Consider the following 16442-nt stretch of genomic DNA (forward strand, 5'->3'; position numbering starts at 1 on the left):
AAAGCACGAGGGCCGTTCCCCCTGACGGGAGAACGGCCCTCATCGACCGCATCATCGCCCCTGCAAACAGTTACGGGCTGACGGAAATACGATCCTTGATCATGTCGAAGGTCTCCTTGGGCACCACGTTCTTGGCGACCAATTCGCCCTTCACACGATAGGGACGATTCGTGACGATCCGATCGGCTTCGTCCTTCTTCAGCCCCAGAAACAACACCATATCGCTCGCGGACGCCTTGTTCACATTCATCGCCGCCGAGCCGGCCGCGGGAGCGCTCGGCGCCGGAGCCGTCGAGGCTGCCCCCGGAAGCGGAGGAAGTGGCGCGGACGGCGTCAGTGAACCGGTCACCGAGCGGGATCGGTCCTTGAGCTCCTTCTGATAGCGGGCGACCAACGACTTCAGCGTCTCATTGTGTCGCTTCACATCCTCATACTCCGCCCGCACGTTCCGATTCTGGGAGGACACCGCTTTCAGCTTATCTTCCAACTCCTTCGTCCGCGTGTCGAGCGACCCACGCTCTTTATCTCGCCCATGCTCGATGCGCTGCAGTTCGTCACGAGCCGCTTGCGCCTCGCCGCCGAACTTGACGTTCAGCTCCTTCAGCGTCTTCACCTGCTGCTCCATCGCGTTCTTCTGCTGGCGCGTCTTTTCCAGTTCCATCTTCGCGCTATCCGCCTCCGCCAGCGCGTCCTGATATTTCTTATTCGAAACCACGCACCCGCTGGTCATCATGGCCACAACCACCAGCACTGACAAGATCCACTCACGTCTCATACAAACCTCCCCCTCTTACAATAACCACGTATTAGTGAACGGGACCGGTGCTCTCTGCCGGCATGCATCCGTTGCCTCCCGGCTATGCCCTACTCATTCAAATTGTGTGTATGCCAACAGTCCCTCTTTGTCAACTTATTTGCAGCTGTCGCCGCGAACCTCGATCGATGCAGAGCCACCGGCAAGAAGCACCTGTGAGCTTGACGACAACCGATAGCTCTGTGATGATCGCAACGATACGTACTCTCCACAAGCACACTGTTCGAAACAGGAACGTCATGACTGAATGGGGCCCTGCCTTAGCGGTAATCCTTGGCATTGTCGAAGGGCTGACGGAATTTCTGCCGGTCTCCTCAACCGGGCATTTGATCCTCGTAGGCCACGCATTGGGATTCACCGGAGATGCCGCAGCCAACGCAGAGATTTCGATTCAGCTTGGCGCCATTCTCGCCGTCATCGTCTTTGAACGGGAAAAAATCGGCCGCCTCCTCTCCGGCGCGTGGCAAGAGCACGCGGCCTTGCAGACGTTGCAACGGAGCGGCCAACATCCCACATGGAAGGCGCTCATCCGGGCCTCCATGCAGGCTCATCCTCACTTGTGGTTTGTGATCGGGCTCGGTTTGGCCTTCCTCCCGGCCGCCGGCGTCGGCTTCCTCGCGCACGGATGGATCAAATCCGTGCTGTTCACGCCCCAGACCGTTGCCGCAACCTCCATCATCGGCGGACTCATTATTCTCGCGGTCGAAGCCCGGCAGCCGACAATCCAGACCACCCAGCTGGACCGAGTTTCGATCACGTCCGCCTTCTGGGTCGGCGTCGCCCAATGTGCCTCGCTCATTCCCGGCATGTCACGATCCGGTTCAACGATCATCGGCGGCTTGCTCGCCGGACTCGACCGGAAAGTCGCGACCGAGTACTCCTTCTTTCTTGCTTTACCAACGATCATCGCCGCCACTGCCTACCAAATGCTGAAGGCCAAGGCCACATTCAATCAGGCAGACTATGTGGCATTGGGCATCGGCATGCTCGTCTCCTTCCTCGTCGCCTGGGCTGTCATCGCAGCCTTCCTGACCTACGTTCAGCGCCACACCTTGCGCGTGTTCGCCTACTACCGTATTGCCCTCGGCATCCTCGTGTTTCTAGTCGTACGCTAAGCGACGTCCTCTACATCGTTCCGCGTGAATCGCGAACGAGACACTAGGATGTCTTGTGGTGACGGGAAGACTGCAGGAAACTGACAAAAACGACTCGTTACGTGCCGGGGGTCTGAACTGAGGGAGTCTCCGGCACCACCGGCGGGACATCCGGCTTTTCAAACATGAAGTGGATGATCAGAAAGATCACCCCGACCGTGATCGCGGAATCCGCCACATTGAACGCCGGCCAGTGGTAGTTGTCGACATACACGTCCAGAAAGTCGATCACTTCGCCGAACCGCAGCCGGTCGATGAGGTTACCGATCGCGCCGCCGAGAATCGCCGACACGCTCAAACGCCCCATCCACTCCCGTTCCGGCATGCGGTAGAGAATCGTGCCGAGCAGCACCAGCGCAAAAATCGATGTGAGCCCGAAGAATACCATCCGGAAGGCGTTGCTGCTCCCAGCCAGCAATCCGAATGCAGCGCCCGGATTGCGGATATAGGTCAAACTGAAGAGATTGGGGATAATCGGAATGGATTCATGCAGTCGCATGGTCTGCATGATATGCAACTTCGACAGCTGATCGGTGACGATGACGCTGCCCGTCAGCGAAGCCAGAACCAGATTGCGCAAAGTGAAGGCGCTCAACGGATCGCCTCCACACACCGGTCGCAGAGTGTCGGATGTTCCGTATCCGCGCCGACCGCCTCGCGGTAATTCCAGCAGCGTTCGCATTTGCCGGCCGATGACTTGGCCACCGACACTTGGATCCCTGCCTGACCTGCGGCCCCCTGCGACAGCGTCACCTTCGACACGATGAAGATCGTCCCGAGATCTTTCTCGTAAGGTTTCAGGAACTGATAGGCCTTGGCATCCGCCTCAAGCTGAACGTGCGCTTCAAGCGACGATCCGATCACCTTGTCGCGGCGGCTCGCCTCAAGCACCCCCTGCACCTGGCTGCGATAACCCAGCAACGTCTCCCAGCGTGCGGCCAGTTCCGCATCCCGCCACTTCGGGTCAACCTCCGGGAGCGAGCCCAGATGCACACTCTGCGTACCGAGACCTCCGGGCACCTGCGCAGACACCACCCGCCAGATTTCTTCCGCCGTGAAGCTCAGGATCGGCGCCATGAGTTTCGTCATGGCCATCACGGTCTCAAACAACACCGTCTGCGACCCGCGGCGCAACGGAGAATCGGTCCTGAACGTATAGAGCCGGTCTTTCAGAATGTCGAGATAGACGGAACTCAGATCCACCGAGCAAAAGTTGTTGAGCGCATGGAAGATCGTATGAAACTCAAAGTCGTCATAGGACTTCCGCACCCGTGGGATCAGCTCGCTCAGCCGATGCAAGGCCCACCGATCCAGCTCAGGCAACTGCTCGCAGGGAATGCGGTCTTTCGCCGGATCGAAGTCATACAGATTGCTCAGCAGGAAGCGGCAGGTATTTCTGATCTTCCGGTAGGCCTCAATGAGATGGGTCAGGATTTCAGGCGAGATTCTGAGATCGTCACGATAGTCCTGCGCCGACACCCACAGACGCAGAATCTCTGCGCCAGATTGCTTGATCACATCCTGCGGCGCGACGACATTCCCCGCCGACTTAGACATCTTCTTGCCCTGCCCATCAAGGACAAATCCGTGAGTCAGCACGGCCTTGTAGGGCGCGCGGCGATCGGTGGTCACTCCGGCCAATAACGCGCTATGGAACCACCCCCGATGCTGGTCGGACCCTTCGAGATACAGATCAGCCGGCCACCACTTCCTCGGCTTGAGCACAGCGGCGAAGCTCACGCCGGACTCGAACCAGACATCCAGAATGTCCCGCTCCTTTTCAAAGGTCGTCCCGCCGCACTTCGCGCAGGCGATCCCCGCAGGAAGCAACTCTGCGGCCGATCGCTCGAACCAGACATCCGCGCCCTTCGACTCCATGAGCCCGGCAACGTGCTCGATAATGGTTGGATCGGCGACGACGGTCCGGCAACCCGCGCAGGTAAATCCGGGAATCGGCACACCCCACACCCGCTGGCGCGAGAGGCACCAGTCCGGCCGGTTTTGAATCATGCCGTTGATGCGATCACGGCCATAGGCCGGAATCCATTGGACCCGCTCGATCTCCGCCAACGCTTCCTTGCGCAGATCGTTCTGGTCCATCGAGACGAACCATTGTTCGGTGGCCCGGAAGATGACCGGACTCTTGCAGCGCCAGCAATGCGGATAGGAGTGATTCAGCGAGCCATGGCCCAGCAGCCGCCCGTTGGCCTGAAGGAATTCCACGACTTTCGGATTGGCCTTGAACACATGCTGACCGGCGAACTCCTTCACAACGTCCGTAAACTTCCCGCCGTTATCGACCGGCGCCAGAATCTCCAGCTTCTCCCCGACCGACGCAGCCGCGTTGTGGTTCAGGACCAGGATGTAGTCCTCCATCCCGTGGCCCGGCGCGATATGCACACAGCCCGTTCCCTGCTCCAACGTCACAAAGTCGCCGAGCAGAATCGGCGACAGGCCGGTCGTCAGCGGCCGTTGCGTTTCCAATCCTTCGAAACCCTCTCCGCCCTTCTTCACCCCGACGACGCGATAGCCTTCGAGCTTGCACTCCTTCGCCACACTGTCCAGGAGTTTTTCGGCCACGACCAGCAGCTCGTCGCCGACCTGAACGAAGGCATAGTCGAAGTCGCGATGGAGACAAACCGCTTGATTGGCCGGAAGCGTCCAGGGCGTGGTGGTCCAGATGACGACCGAGACCGACTTGATGCCCTCAGGGAAGGCGATGCCGGGGAAGGTCGCGCTGAGCACCGACGGCGACGTCACGATCGGAAATTTCACATAGACCCAGGGGGAGGTATGGTTGTCGTACTCGACCTCCGCTTCCGCCAGCGCCGTTTGATCCTGCGTGCACCACAACACCGGCTTGAGCCCTTTGTAGACTCCGCCTCGTTCCACAAACTTTCCGAACTCGCGAATGATCGACGCTTCGTAAGCCGGCGTCATCGTGAGATAGGGCTGCTGCCATTCGCCCAACACGCCAAGCCGCTGAAACTCCTCGCGCTGGATCGCGACGTACTTCTCGGCATATTCGCGACAGAGCTTGCGGATCGCCGGCGTGTCCAAATCTTTCTTCTTGTCGCCCAACTCCTTCATCACCTGATGCTCGATCGGCAAACCGTGACAGTCCCAGCCCGGCACATAGGGCGCCTGGAAGCCCGCCATCGTCTTGGACTTCACGATGATGTCTTTGAGAATCTTGTTCAGCGCATGGCCGATGTGAATGCGCCCGTTCGCATAGGGAGGGCCGTCATGCAACACGTAGCGAGGCCGCCCCTGGCCGGCTGCCTGGATCTGCTCATACAGCTTCTCCTGCGCCCACCAGGCCAGCATCTCCGGCTCCCGCTGCGGCAGGTTGGCCTTCATCGGGAAATCGGTCTTGGGAAGATTGAGCGTCGACTTATAGTCCATATGTCAAACTCGTAGGCACGAGGCCAGTGGCTAGAGGCAATGGGCAAAGAGGGAATTTACAGGAGGGGGGAACCGGTAGCAATCTCAATTTTCCGTTGACCCAAACCGCTCGCCACTTGCCTCGCGCCACTAGCCAAAAGCCTCAACTGACGGACATCATGCGCTCGAGCGCAATCTTCGCCCATCGCTTATCTTCATCGGGCACCACAATGTGGTTCACCACATGGCCGTCGGCGAGGTTTTCCATAGCCCAGCAGAGATGCGCGCCGTCGATGCGAAACATCGTGGCACATTGGCAGACGGTGGAAGAGAGGAAGAACACCTTCTTGTCGGTCAGATCGCGTTTCAAGCGATTCACCAGATTCAGTTCCGTACCCACCGCCCAGGCGGTACCGGCCGGCGCCGCCGTGACGGTTTTGATGATGAACTCGGTCGATCCTGAGAGATCCGCCTTGTTCACCACATCCTCATGGCATTCCGGATGGACGATCACCTTGCCGTCCGGAAACTGCTTCCGGAAATTATCGATATGGACCGGCTGAAACATCTGGTGCACGCTGCAGTGCCCTTTCCAGAGAATCAGTTTCGCCTTCTGTATCGCTTCGCGGGTATTGCCGCCGTTGGGTTGAAACGGATCCCAGACAATCATCTGCTCGCGGGGCAGCCCCATCTTGTTGGCCGTATTGCGGCCCAAATGTTCATCGGGAAAGAAAAGAATCTTCTCGCGTCTGGCCCAGCACCATTCAATGACCGCTCTGGCATTGGATGACGTGCAGGTAATCCCGCCATGCTCGCCGCAAAACGCCTTGAGGACCGCGGCGCTATTCACATAGACCGCCGGCATCACCGTCTCTTCCACCGGCAGGATGCGCCCCAATGTCTCCCAACATTGATCGACCTGCTCGATCGCCGCCATATCCGCCATCGAACAACCGGCGGCCATGTCAGGAAGAATCACCGTTTGTTGCGACCGGCTCAGGATATCCGCGGTTTCCGCCATAAAATGAACGCCGCAGAACACGATATACGGCCGTTCGGAGCGCTCCGCCGCCAGCTTCGACAGCAACAACGAATCGCCGCGAAAATCGGCATGCTCAATGACTTCGTCCCGCTGGTAGTTATGGCCCAGAATCATGACCCGGTCGCCCAAGGCACGCTTCGCCTCGGCCGTTCGGCGAAAGAGCTCCTCAGAGGTAAGGCCCTGATAGTCGGTAATCGGTTTAGGTATCGTCGCCGTTGTTTTCACACACACCTCAGCAATAATCCGGAAGAGTGGATTCTACGTTAGCCCCTCTCCACAATCAACGAACCGGCTTCGTGAAGAAGGCCTAGCAGCCCGGTAGGGCTATTAGCCCGTTGACAACGACCGGAGCCGAGCATACGATCTTCCCATAGCTAGGGGGGCCATCAGGCTGAGAGTCCGAATGATCGGACGACCCTCACAACCTGACCTGGGTAATACCAGCGTAGGGAAGCGGACACGTCGCCGGGTCACCGGAACGACTTTCAGCCGCACCCCTCCTGTCAGGTGCGGTTTTTTTTTGCATCACCGGCTCCGCCCATAGACGAGAGGCACGAGGAAAGGGATCCCCATGGGTACTATGAATGGATCAAACGGCCAAGATACAAAGGACAGCGCAGCCACATTGACGACCGCGCCCTTCCCGGCGTCGCGCAAGATTCACGTGAGCGGCGCCCATCCCGGCGTGCGCGTGCCGATGCGGGAAATCAGCCTCAGCCCGACCAAATCGATGAACGGCGGCGCGCCGACGCCGAACGAACCGATCACCATCTACGACACCTCAGGCCCCTACACCGACCTCTCCGTCACCATCGACGCGCGCGCCGGGCTTGCCCCGCTCCGCCGCCAGTGGGTGCTGGACCGGGCGGATGTCGAAGAGCTGTCGGACGTCTCCTCGCAATATGGCCGGATGCGCAAGGCCGATTCGAAGCTTGACGAACTGCGCTTCCAACATATCCGCAAACCGCTCCGCGCCAAAGCCGGACAGAACGTGACCCAGATTCACTATGCCCGCAAGGGTATCGTCACGCCCGAGATGGAATTCATCGCGATCAGAGAAAACCAGTCCCGCGAAGTGGCGCGCGAACTCGCGTCCCGCAACGGGCATGGCGGCGGCATCGCCCAGCATCCCGGACAGGCCTGGGGCGCCAACATTCCGAAGGTCATCACGCCGGAATTTGTGCGCGAGGAAGTCGCGCGAGGCCGCGCGATCATCCCCAACAATATCAACCACCCTGAAACCGAGCCGATGATCATCGGCCGCAACTTCCTGGTGAAGATCAACTCGAACATCGGCAACTCCGCCGTCGCCTCGTCCATCGAAGAAGAAGTCGAGAAGATGATCTGGTCGATCCGCTGGGGCGCCGACACAGTCATGGACCTTTCGACCGGCAAGAACATCCACGAGACCCGCGAATGGATCATCCGCAATTCGCCGGTCCCCATCGGCACGGTTCCAATCTATCAAGCCCTCGAAAAGGTGAACGGCAAGGCCGAAGACCTGACCTGGGAGATCTTCCGCGACACGCTCATCGAACAGGCCGAACAGGGCGTGGATTACTTCACGATCCACGCCGGCGTCCGCCTCGCCTATGTGCCGATGACTGCGAAACGCATGACCGGCATCGTCTCCCGCGGCGGATCGATCCACGCCAAGTGGTGCCTGGCGCATCATCAAGAAAACTTCGCCTACACCCACTTCGAAGAGATCTGCGACATCATGAAGGCCTACGACGTGTCGTTCAGCCTTGGCGACGGGCTGCGGCCAGGCTCCATCGCCGACGCCAACGACGAAGGCCAGTTCGCCGAACTCGAAACGCTGGGAGAACTGACCAAGATCGCCTGGAAGCACGACGTGCAGGTGATGATCGAAGGTCCCGGCCACGTGCCGATGCACATGATCCAGGTCAACATGGAAAAACAGATGAAGGAATGCCACGAGGCCCCCTTCTACACGCTCGGCCCGCTCACCACCGACATTGCGCCGGGTTACGACCACATTACCTCCGGCATCGGCGCGGCGATGATCGGCTGGTACGGCTGCGCGATGCTCTGCTACGTGACGCCGAAAGAGCACCTGGGTCTGCCGGATCGCGAAGACGTGAAGACCGGCGTCATTACCTACAAGATCGCGGCCCATGCGGCGGACCTGGCCAAGGGACATCCCGGCGCCCAAATCAGGGACAACGCCCTGTCGAAAGCCCGCTTCGAGTTCCGGTGGGAAGATCAATTCCACCTTTCGCTCGATCCCGACACGGCCAAGGATTTCCACGACGAAACACTCCCGGATAACGCCGCGAAGGTGTCACACTTCTGCAGCATGTGCGGGCCGCACTTCTGCTCGATGAAGATCACGCAGGACGTCCGGGACTATGCCGCGCAATTGCAGGTGGATGAACAAAAAGCGATCCAGATCGGCATGAAAGAAAAATCGGAAGAGTTTAAGAAATCCGGATCTGAAATTTATAGATAAGGCTGCTCACAATGAGCTTCCGGCGAGGCCGCAGGCGAGACCAAACCGGAGGCGTACCCTCAGGGGTACGTTGAAGATTTGGCCGAGCCGAGAACGAAGCTGGAGGCCATTTTCAGCAGCCGCTAGATGGAGAACGATATGCCTAAGCCCCAACCAGCACCGTTACGCGAACGAGATATTACCCGGCAGATCGCGCGGGAATACTATAAAGAATTCGACTCCCTCATCGAGAGCGACGTCATCATCGTCGGCGCCGGCCCCTCTGGGCTGATCTGCGCCCACGACCTGGCGCAGATGGGCTTCCGCACGCTCGTCGTCGAACAGAGCCTCGCGCTCGGCGGCGGCTTCTGGCACGGCGGCTATCTGATGAACAAAGCCACCATTTGCGAGCCGGCCAATGAAATCCTCGAAGAAATCGGCGTACCCTGCAAGAAGATCAATGAGTGCGAGGGAATGTATATGGTCGACCCCCCGCATGCGACGGGCGCACTCGTCGCCGCTGCCTATCGCGGCGGAGCGAAGGTCCTGAACCTCACCCGGGTGGTCGATTTGATCTTGAGAAAAGACGGCATCCTCGAAGGCATCGTCGTGAACAACACCACCGCCGAGATGGCCGGCCACGACATCATCCACGTCGATCCCATCGCGCTGGAGAGCAAGATCGTGGTGGATGCCACCGGGCACGATGCCATCGTCGTGGAACTCCTGCACAAGCGAAACCTGCACAAGGCCATCCCCGGCAACGGGGCCATGTGGGTCGCGCAGTCCGAGCAGGAAATCATGGACCGGACCGGCGAAGTCTATCCCAACTGTTTCGTCATCGGATTGGCCGTGGCAGCCGTCTACGGGACGCCCCGCATGGGCCCGGCCTTCGGCTCGATGTTGCTCTCAGGGCGTTACGGCGCAGAGTTGATCAAGAAGAAGCTGAAGAACGAATAGTCAAACCCGTCTCCTGCGGCTTCTCAAAAATGTCTCCAGCAAGGCCGCAGGGAGTACAATCGACGAGGCGTACGTTTCCGGTACGTCGAGTCGACTGAACGACCGAGAACGCCGCTGGAGGCGTTTTTCAGAAGCCGATTATGGATGTACAAGATTTTTTAGAGCAAGGCCAAGGCCGTGAAGAGGACAAGCGCGAAGCCTGGCACCTCTTTCAGCAGGCCTACGAACGCCAGATGAAAGGCGACCTGGAAGAGGCCGTCAATCTCTACAAGAAATCGCTGGCCGTGCATCCCACAGCCGAGGCCTATACCTTTCTCGGCTGGACCTATAGTTTCATGGGACGGCTCGATGACGCCATCGAGGAATGTCACAACGCCATCGCGCAGGACCCCGACTTCGGCAACCCCTACAACGACATCGGCGCCTATCTGATCGAAAAAGGCGATTTCGACGAAGCGATCGTCTGGTTTCAGAAAGCCATGCAGGCCAGACGTTATGAAAGCCCGGCCTTCCCACATTTGAATATCGGCCGGGTCTACGAGAAAAAGGGCCGCTGGACCGAGGCCATCGACGCCTACAAAAAAGCCCTCACGCTCAACCCGAACTATGCCCTCGCAAAGAAATCGCTGGGACGACTGATCAGTTCCTTAAATTAGGATTACATGGACCACACCGAACGCACGATCCTCGTCGCCGTGACCGATATCTTTTTCTACACCAAAGTCCGCGACGCCTTGCGCACCGGCGGCTATCGCATCGAGAAGGCCCGAGCCCAGCAGGACATTGCCGAGAAAACTGCGGCCACGGCCCCGGCAGCCGTGATTCTAGACATGAACGATCTGACCCTCGACGCCTTTCAGGCCATCGAAACGCTGAAAGCCGATCCCCGGTCGAAATCCATTCCCATTCTTGCCTACGCGAACCATGAGGAAGTGGACACCTGGAACAGGGCCAAGGCACTGGGAGTCACGAAAATCGTCTCGCGAAATGAATTCTCGGCCCGGACCAAAGATCTGGTCGACGAAGTACAGAAGGGCGTCCGATGAAACAATCCCGTCTGCACGCACAGCATGTCCAACTCGGCGCCACGTTTGAAGAGGTCACCGGCTGGGAGATGCCCGCCCATTACGGAGACTGGCGTGCGGAATACCGAGCGGTCCGGCAGGCCGTCGGCGTCGCCGACCTTTCCCATCGCGGCAAGGTCAGAGTCACCGGCGACGATCGAGTGAAGTGGCTGCAGAGCGTCATCAGCAACGACATCCTTCCCCTGCAGCCCGGCCAGGGCCGCTACTCCAGCTTTCTAACGCACAAGGGGAAAATGCTCACCTACTTCCGCTGCTACCTGCAGACCGACGCCGTTATGCTCGAAGACGTCGGGGAAATCGGCGACGCAACTCATGCCGCGCTCAAGAAGTTTCTCCTCTACGGCACAAAGGCCAAGATGGAAAACTGCGCAGAGAGTTGGGGGCTGTTGTTGGTCAGCGGGCCCAAAGCGGCGCAGACCGTAAAATCAGCCTTTGGCATCGACTGCGGCGATCTGCAACCGATCAACTTTGTGACCGCCCAGCTCGGCGGACAGCAGGCCCTTGTGATTCGAACCGAAGAAACCGGCGAGATCGATCTGGAAATTCTGCTTCCTGCCGATGCGGTCGCGACTGCCTGGACCAGCCTCATGGAAACCGGCGCGGCCAGCGGCATCAAGGCCGTGGGAAGCCAGGCCCGTGAAGCTCTTCGCATGGAAGCGGGTATCCCGAAAGCCGGTTCTGAACTGAACGAGGAAATTGTCCCGCCGGAAGCCAACCTGGAAGGCAAAGCCTTCAGCCTCACCAAAGGATGCTATCCCGGCCAGGAAGTCGTGGCGCGAATGGACACCTACGGCAATGTGCGACGAAAGCTCGTCGGTCTCGTGTTACGCGATGCGACGATTCCACCCAAAGGCGCCAAGCTGTTCAGCGGAGACCGTGAAGTGGGCTGGATGAGCAGCGCCACGACGTCACCGCATCAGAACGGCATCATCGCGCTCGGATTTCCATTGAGAGACTTCAGTACGGCGGGCACAGCGTTATCGATCGAGGTCGAAGGCAAGAAGCACGACGCGACGGTAGCGGATTTACCCTTCTACCGCCGCGCCTAACAGAATCGTTACTTCTCGGGACTTCTCGCAGCCGACACGGCACCGGCAAACTTCAGCAAGCTGGCCCGCTCTGCGTCGTCCAGCGCCAGCAAGAGATGCGCTTCTTCGCCGTGCATCAAACGCAGGCTCAGGAACGGCTCTTCCTTGCGCTTTTCCTTGTTGTCCCACATCGCATCGATCACCTGCACTTTATCCAACTGTCCGACCGGCACCACGTCGTACCGGAAGTAGGAATCGCCGATGACGATGTCGAACACGACATTGCCGGCGGTGAGCAACACCAGATTGAACCGGCCCTGATCTTCGTACCCTTCCGGCAAAAACTTATTGATATGGAACAAGGCCACTTTGCGATCGCCCAGGGCCGCGCGGAATTTTTCCTTCAGCGCCTGATAATCGATCTGCAACGCTTTTTCATCCGGGCTCGTCGCCGCTGCCGCCGCATCTTCCGCTCTCTGATACACTTCGTCTGCTGACATCAACCCTGCCATGACGTAATCTCCCCTCTGTGTCGTGCTATCCGACGTGATTTATAAGACTGCGTCCGCTGTTTTCCGTGCCTTGATCGCCCGCACGACCCCGATACACCCGAGCCCGGCCCAGGCAAACTCCAACAAGATGAACCCTGCCCGCTGATCCTCGATCGCCACGATGCCCAGCAGCAGCGACCCGATGATGTTCAAGGCCAGATAGCCCGCATCCAGTTCACGCCAGATCCCGCTTTGGATCAAGGCGTAGGCGGTCAGCACCATGAGAGCGCCGACAACCGACAACACCTGGAACAGCATAGTGGGAACACTCCTGCCGACCGGCCCGAACCGAATTGGTACGGTAACTGGCCCGCGGTCGGGATTGCAAGAGGGATATTCGAGCCGGTCGGCTATTGCGCCGCGAGGTGATGAGAAAAACGAACCGTTCCCTTGTCGTCGACCACGGTCACATCGAACGCCAAGCCGGACACCCGCACCAGGCCGAAATTATAGTACCCGCCCTCTTGAATGAGATTCGTCGCGTTGAGCGCCAGCGTCGGAGGCGACATGCGTCCGGGAGCTGCGGAAAGCGGCCCTGCCACAAACTCATGAAAGTCCGGCACCCCGTCCCCGTTCGGATCGTACGAACTGGCTTGCACGTAGTGCACGTCCCCCGCCAGGAACACTACATTCTTGAGGTGTTGCGTGAGAATCGTATCGACGATCACCTGCCGTTCATACTCAAACCCGGTCCCATCAGGCCCGCCCGCCCATCCATCGTTGCCGGGAACCGTCGCCCCTCCCCCCTTGGGAATCGAAAGCGGGACCGACGTCGCAATCACCTTCCACGTGGCCAACGAATTGCGCAGCCCCTGCAACAACCACCGCAACTGCTCCTTGCCGAGCATCGTCTTCTCCGGACCGTCCGGATCTGAATTTTTGTTGCGATACTGGCGATCGTCCAGAATGAACAGTTCCAGATCCGCGCCATAGCGAACCGTCCGATACAACCGCTGCGGATCGTCGGGCGGCGACACAATCGGCCAATACTCGCGCAAGGCCTGACGCCCCGCCGGCATGTGCTCCTCATAAGGTCCGGCGAAGTTATTCTTCACTTCATGATCGTCCCAGGTCACATACACCGGCACCGATGCCAAAAACCGTTGCAGCGGCAATGATCCGCGTTGATACCGATGCCGCGCCCGATACTGGTCCAGCGTAGTGGCTTTAAAATCGGCACCCGGCTCGTTCGGAGGAGCCGGACAGGTATCGTCGCTATAAATCGTGTCCCCCAGGAACAAGAAGAAGTCGAGGTGCTGTCGCCGCAGGAGATCAAAGATCGGATACCCGTCCGGTCCGACCCGGCACCGCTGCTGGCCGCCCAGATCGCCGCTCCACGCAAACATGACCGGCACCGACGTCCCCTCATCCGGCAAGGTCACGAATTCCCCGCGCGCCGCCAGCACCGCCTCGATATGTTCATGGGGCACCGCCACATGCCCCACCAAGACGTGATACCGATAGCGCGTGCGCGGAACCAGGTCGGACAGTGGAATGGTCGCGGTAAAGTCGCTCTCCGCCGTCGTGGTCACCCGATTCGTCCGCAAGAGAGGCCACACCGCCGTTCCCATTTTCTCCGCCGCATCCCAAGCCGACGCAGGAGCCCATTCGATATGCACCATCGCCGGACCATCCGTTCGCGCCCACAGCGCGGCGCTATGGCCGGAGACATCGCCGACCGCGATCCCTTGAGGAAGCGCCTTTGGCTGTATTACCCCTTCAGCCAGGAACGGACTGCCCGGAGGCAAGCCTTCTCGCGAGGCAGACGTGCAACCGACCGAAATAAGGGAGAGCAGAATCGTGGCAATCAACGGGGTGATGAATCGCATGGAGAGTCCTTATCCTATGAAGCCAGAGGGGGCAAGTCAGGAACAGGCGGGAGGCCAGGGGCAAGAGGAAAGCACCATCTCTCACCGGATCCAGAGCCAGACCTTGCCCCGTGCCTCTGGCCAGAACCAAGCCGTCCAGGCTCGACTGGTTGAAAACTTCGTGATCCATCCGGCATACTGAGTTCCATTACACGAGGCACAATATGCATGACATCAACTGCTGCGCACCAAACTGTCAATCCAATCCCTATGCCCCAGCGGGCACCAAGTCCCTGTGCAAGGACCATTTCCTGAATTTCCTCACCTGGCGCCGCCGCCGCGGCCCGCAGATGTTCCTGAAATATGCCGCCATGACAATGGAAGAGCGCGACACCGTCTCAGCCGAATGGCAGAAAACCATCCAAATCGACGAAGTCCCCTCCAACTCACCAAAGACTTGACCGGGAACTATCTCACCCCACTGCGACACTCTTCATACCCGATCACTCCCGGCCAACCCAATACATAGGTCGCCGCTTCAGATTCATGACCGCAAGCACCCGCACGCTGTCTGGTTTGATGGAATAGAGAAGTGCATAGGGAAAGCGTGGGACGAGTCGGCGGCGGATCGTCTTGGTGATCAGCGGAGCGGCCTCAGGAAAATTCGCGGCGCCGTGAGTGCAACGCTCGACCTCGTCAAGAAATGCCTCTCCGAGCCCTGAACTTTCTGACTCGTAGTACTGTGCTGCTTCGTTCAACTCACGACGGGCTAATCGATGGTAGGAGACTCGCTCCATTCACTTCAGCTTGGCCCGTGCTTCACGGAACACGTCCGTCGCCGAAGCGCTGGAGTCCGGATGGGCATCCATATCCGCATCTCTGCGCTGAGCCTCCTCAGCCCAGAGCCGGGCATTCTCCTCTTCAGAAAGATTCTCCAGACTCTCCAAGAGCTTCCCAGCCAAGCGCGCGCGCGCCTTCGGATCGAGCTTCAATGCCTCGGCTTCAAGTTCCTTGATACTCATGGGCGCATTTTACACTAAACCACGTGGTTGGACCAGACGGTATCTCGATCGCTTCCCTCACAGCAGACGAAAGTTCGGGGCATGTTTCTATTAAACACTTGCAGCAAACACTGCCTTCTCAACACCCCCACCCTCGCATTTCAATAGACCAGACAGAAGCATCGATACGTTCCACCTCCGCTTCAGGGTGGAACTCCAGCTTCATTTCTTCAGACGAGCGCGAAGATGATCGAACACCTGCTGGACAGGAACCAACTGGACCTTCCCCTCTGCGATCTCTCGATGACGACGCTGGGCTTCCCTCAACCAGGCCTGTTCGACATCGGTGTCGGTCGGGCCGTCGAGTTCACCGATCAGAACCCTCAACAACTCGGTCTTATCCTCGAAACTCAGCGACCGAATCATTGCTTTGACCTCGGCAACATTGCTCGACATAGCGACATCCACGTCCCAATTCAAGCCCGCGTTTCCTACACAAAAAGGACTCTAACCAGCAGCTTAAGAGATGTCAAATCATCGCTCAAGCGCACCTCAAACAGCCCCTCCCCCCACACTCATCCAAGCGGGCGGCGGTGTGGCGTTCTCCTGCGGGCATTGAGCGAGCACTTCTTTTTCTTCCTCCTTAAGCAGGCGGCCTGGAGGTCTCCTCACTGCGCGCATCCAACGAGGGCCTTCTGAGGCCGCGCGTTGGGCGAGCACAGAAGACGACCAGGCTGCCCCGCGCCCTACCCCATCACCGCCGACCCATGATGATGAATCATGAGCCACTCGTCGCCGATGCGTTCGAAGAGGTTTGTCGCGAGCACTTTGGCCTCTTGCGGCTCGTCGGATTGCTGGCTGGTGATGCTTTCGACGCAGATCACCCAGGCCATGTCGCCTGCGACCTGGATCATGACCTCGGACAATTCAAATTGCATGGAGAACGTATTGTTGAAAATCAGCACCCAGGAGTCGCGCACTTCGGGCCAGTCCGACCGGAGTGTCCAGCCGGGATGAATACAGGTGACATATTCCTGGTGCGCCCAGATGCGATCCATCTTGGCGATATCGAGGCTCCCGAAGGCCTCGTAAAAGGCTTGATTGGCTTTGGTCACTTCGTCGATGCGTTGTTCGAGCATGCGGCCTCCTCCGTGAGAGGGGCA

Annotated in this window: 18 protein-coding genes and 1 riboswitch; of the genes, 7 read left to right on the top strand and 11 right to left on the bottom strand. The window is 59.0% G+C overall.

Annotated elements, in window-relative coordinates:
* Positions 1-70: 70 nt before the first annotated feature.
* Entirely contained in the window at positions 71-775 is a 705-nt protein-coding gene (locus tag Q8N04_05715) for a hypothetical protein (protein MDP3090154.1), read from the bottom strand.
* A 278-nt stretch (positions 776-1053) separates the two neighbouring features.
* Between Q8N04_05715 and Q8N04_05720 the strand changes: the two genes are divergently transcribed.
* Entirely contained in the window at positions 1054-1929 is an 876-nt protein-coding gene (locus Q8N04_05720) for an undecaprenyl-diphosphate phosphatase (protein ID MDP3090155.1), read from the top strand.
* Between the two features lie 97 nt (positions 1930-2026).
* On the opposite strand, the gene lspA is transcribed toward Q8N04_05720, so the two are convergent.
* From lspA to nadA, 3 genes are all read right to left on the bottom strand, one after another.
* On the bottom strand, positions 2027-2563 hold the full coding sequence (lspA, locus tag Q8N04_05725) for a signal peptidase II (protein ID MDP3090156.1): 537 nt from the start codon (positions 2561-2563) through the stop codon (positions 2027-2029).
* Positions 2560-5373: an isoleucine--tRNA ligase gene (gene ileS, locus Q8N04_05730; GenBank protein ID MDP3090157.1), complete on the bottom strand. Its 2814-nt coding sequence runs from the start codon at positions 5371-5373 to the stop codon at positions 2560-2562. The genes lspA and ileS overlap by 4 nt, the downstream gene beginning before the upstream one ends.
* Positions 5374-5515: 142 nt before the next feature.
* Entirely contained in the window at positions 5516-6619 is a 1104-nt protein-coding gene (gene nadA / locus Q8N04_05735) for a quinolinate synthase NadA (GenBank protein ID MDP3090158.1), read from the bottom strand.
* A 141-nt stretch (positions 6620-6760) separates the two neighbouring features.
* Positions 6761-6863: riboswitch (TPP riboswitch) on the top strand.
* Positions 6864-7019: 156 nt separating this feature from the next.
* Between nadA and thiC the strand changes: the two genes are divergently transcribed.
* The 5 genes from thiC to Q8N04_05760 all read left to right on the top strand — a co-directional run bounded on the left by thiC (position 7020) and on the right by Q8N04_05760 (position 11940).
* Positions 7020-8867: a phosphomethylpyrimidine synthase ThiC gene (thiC, locus tag Q8N04_05740; GenBank protein ID MDP3090159.1), complete on the top strand. Its 1848-nt coding sequence runs from the start codon at positions 7020-7022 to the stop codon at positions 8865-8867.
* A 138-nt stretch (positions 8868-9005) separates the two neighbouring features.
* Positions 9006-9806, top strand: coding sequence for a sulfide-dependent adenosine diphosphate thiazole synthase (locus Q8N04_05745; protein MDP3090160.1), 801 nt, complete (start codon positions 9006-9008; stop codon positions 9804-9806).
* A gap of 140 nt (positions 9807-9946) precedes the next feature.
* Positions 9947-10462, top strand: coding sequence for a tetratricopeptide repeat protein (locus Q8N04_05750; GenBank protein ID MDP3090161.1), 516 nt, complete (start codon positions 9947-9949; stop codon positions 10460-10462).
* Positions 10463-10468: 6 nt separating this feature from the next.
* Positions 10469-10852 carry a histidine kinase gene (locus tag Q8N04_05755; GenBank protein MDP3090162.1) on the top strand — a complete coding sequence of 128 codons (384 nt, stop codon included), beginning with the start codon at positions 10469-10471 and terminating at the stop codon, positions 10850-10852.
* Entirely contained in the window at positions 10849-11940 is a 1092-nt protein-coding gene (locus Q8N04_05760) for an aminomethyltransferase family protein (GenBank protein MDP3090163.1), read from the top strand. Before Q8N04_05755 ends, Q8N04_05760 begins: the two co-directional genes overlap by 4 nt.
* Positions 11941-11948: 8 nt before the next feature.
* On the opposite strand, the gene Q8N04_05765 is transcribed toward Q8N04_05760, so the two are convergent.
* The 3 genes from Q8N04_05765 to Q8N04_05775 form a co-directional block, all read right to left on the bottom strand.
* A complete protein-coding gene (locus tag Q8N04_05765) occupies positions 11949-12431 on the bottom strand; it encodes a hypothetical protein (GenBank protein ID MDP3090164.1) in 483 nt (160 codons plus the stop codon).
* A gap of 39 nt (positions 12432-12470) precedes the next feature.
* The gene (locus Q8N04_05770; protein MDP3090165.1) at positions 12471-12728 is read right to left on the bottom strand and encodes a hypothetical protein; all 258 of its coding nucleotides are present in this window, start codon (positions 12726-12728) and stop codon (positions 12471-12473) included.
* A gap of 92 nt (positions 12729-12820) precedes the next feature.
* Positions 12821-14299: an alkaline phosphatase D family protein gene (locus Q8N04_05775; protein ID MDP3090166.1), complete on the bottom strand. Its 1479-nt coding sequence runs from the start codon at positions 14297-14299 to the stop codon at positions 12821-12823.
* 203 nt (positions 14300-14502) lie between these two features.
* On the opposite strand from Q8N04_05775, the gene Q8N04_05780 reads away from it, so the two are divergent.
* Complete coding sequence (locus Q8N04_05780; protein ID MDP3090167.1) at positions 14503-14739, top strand: hypothetical protein; 237 nt, start codon at positions 14503-14505, stop codon at positions 14737-14739.
* Positions 14740-14781: 42 nt separating this feature from the next.
* On the opposite strand, the gene Q8N04_05785 is transcribed toward Q8N04_05780, so the two are convergent.
* From Q8N04_05785 to Q8N04_05800, 4 genes are all read right to left on the bottom strand, one after another.
* Positions 14782-15075: a type II toxin-antitoxin system RelE/ParE family toxin gene (locus Q8N04_05785; GenBank protein ID MDP3090168.1), complete on the bottom strand. Its 294-nt coding sequence runs from the start codon at positions 15073-15075 to the stop codon at positions 14782-14784.
* Positions 15076-15300 (bottom strand): addiction module protein, encoded by a 225-nt coding sequence (locus Q8N04_05790; protein MDP3090169.1) that lies wholly within the window; start codon positions 15298-15300, stop codon positions 15076-15078.
* 201 nt (positions 15301-15501) lie between these two features.
* A complete protein-coding gene (locus tag Q8N04_05795) occupies positions 15502-15735 on the bottom strand; it encodes an addiction module protein (protein ID MDP3090170.1) in 234 nt (77 codons plus the stop codon).
* 290 nt (positions 15736-16025) lie between these two features.
* Positions 16026-16418, bottom strand: a complete 393-nt coding sequence (locus tag Q8N04_05800; GenBank protein MDP3090171.1) for a nuclear transport factor 2 family protein — start codon at positions 16416-16418, stop codon at positions 16026-16028.
* Positions 16419-16442: the final 24 nt, after the last annotated feature.

It is taken from the genome of Nitrospira sp., from assembly GCA_030692565.1.
Taxonomy (GTDB): domain Bacteria; phylum Nitrospirota; class Nitrospiria; order Nitrospirales; family Nitrospiraceae; genus Nitrospira_D.

What these genes read in the sequence shown, in the direction of transcription:
- Q8N04_05765 (MDP3090164.1), bottom strand. Translation starts at nt 12,431, where the DNA reads ATGGCAGGGTTGATGTCAGCAGACGAAGTGTATCAGAGAGCGGAAGAT.
- Q8N04_05795 (MDP3090170.1), bottom strand. Translation starts at nt 15,735, where the DNA reads ATGTCGAGCAATGTTGCCGAGGTCAAAGCAATGATTCGGTCGCTGAGT.
- Q8N04_05755 (MDP3090162.1), top strand. Translation starts at nt 10,469, where the DNA reads ATGGACCACACCGAACGCACGATCCTCGTCGCCGTGACCGATATCTTT.
- Q8N04_05775 (MDP3090166.1), bottom strand. Translation starts at nt 14,299, where the DNA reads ATGCGATTCATCACCCCGTTGATTGCCACGATTCTGCTCTCCCTTATT.
- Q8N04_05720 (MDP3090155.1), top strand. Translation starts at nt 1,054, where the DNA reads ATGACTGAATGGGGCCCTGCCTTAGCGGTAATCCTTGGCATTGTCGAA.
- ileS (MDP3090157.1), bottom strand. Translation starts at nt 5,373, where the DNA reads ATGGACTATAAGTCGACGCTCAATCTTCCCAAGACCGATTTCCCGATG.
- Q8N04_05770 (MDP3090165.1), bottom strand. Translation starts at nt 12,728, where the DNA reads ATGCTGTTCCAGGTGTTGTCGGTTGTCGGCGCTCTCATGGTGCTGACC.
- Q8N04_05745 (MDP3090160.1), top strand. Translation starts at nt 9,006, where the DNA reads ATGCCTAAGCCCCAACCAGCACCGTTACGCGAACGAGATATTACCCGG.
- Q8N04_05790 (MDP3090169.1), bottom strand. Translation starts at nt 15,300, where the DNA reads ATGAGTATCAAGGAACTTGAAGCCGAGGCATTGAAGCTCGATCCGAAG.
- Q8N04_05715 (MDP3090154.1), bottom strand. Translation starts at nt 775, where the DNA reads ATGAGACGTGAGTGGATCTTGTCAGTGCTGGTGGTTGTGGCCATGATG.
- Q8N04_05760 (MDP3090163.1), top strand. Translation starts at nt 10,849, where the DNA reads ATGAAACAATCCCGTCTGCACGCACAGCATGTCCAACTCGGCGCCACG.
- Q8N04_05800 (MDP3090171.1), bottom strand. Translation starts at nt 16,418, where the DNA reads ATGCTCGAACAACGCATCGACGAAGTGACCAAAGCCAATCAAGCCTTT.
- Q8N04_05780 (MDP3090167.1), top strand. Translation starts at nt 14,503, where the DNA reads ATGCATGACATCAACTGCTGCGCACCAAACTGTCAATCCAATCCCTAT.
- Q8N04_05785 (MDP3090168.1), bottom strand. Translation starts at nt 15,075, where the DNA reads ATGGAGCGAGTCTCCTACCATCGATTAGCCCGTCGTGAGTTGAACGAA.
- Q8N04_05750 (MDP3090161.1), top strand. Translation starts at nt 9,947, where the DNA reads ATGGATGTACAAGATTTTTTAGAGCAAGGCCAAGGCCGTGAAGAGGAC.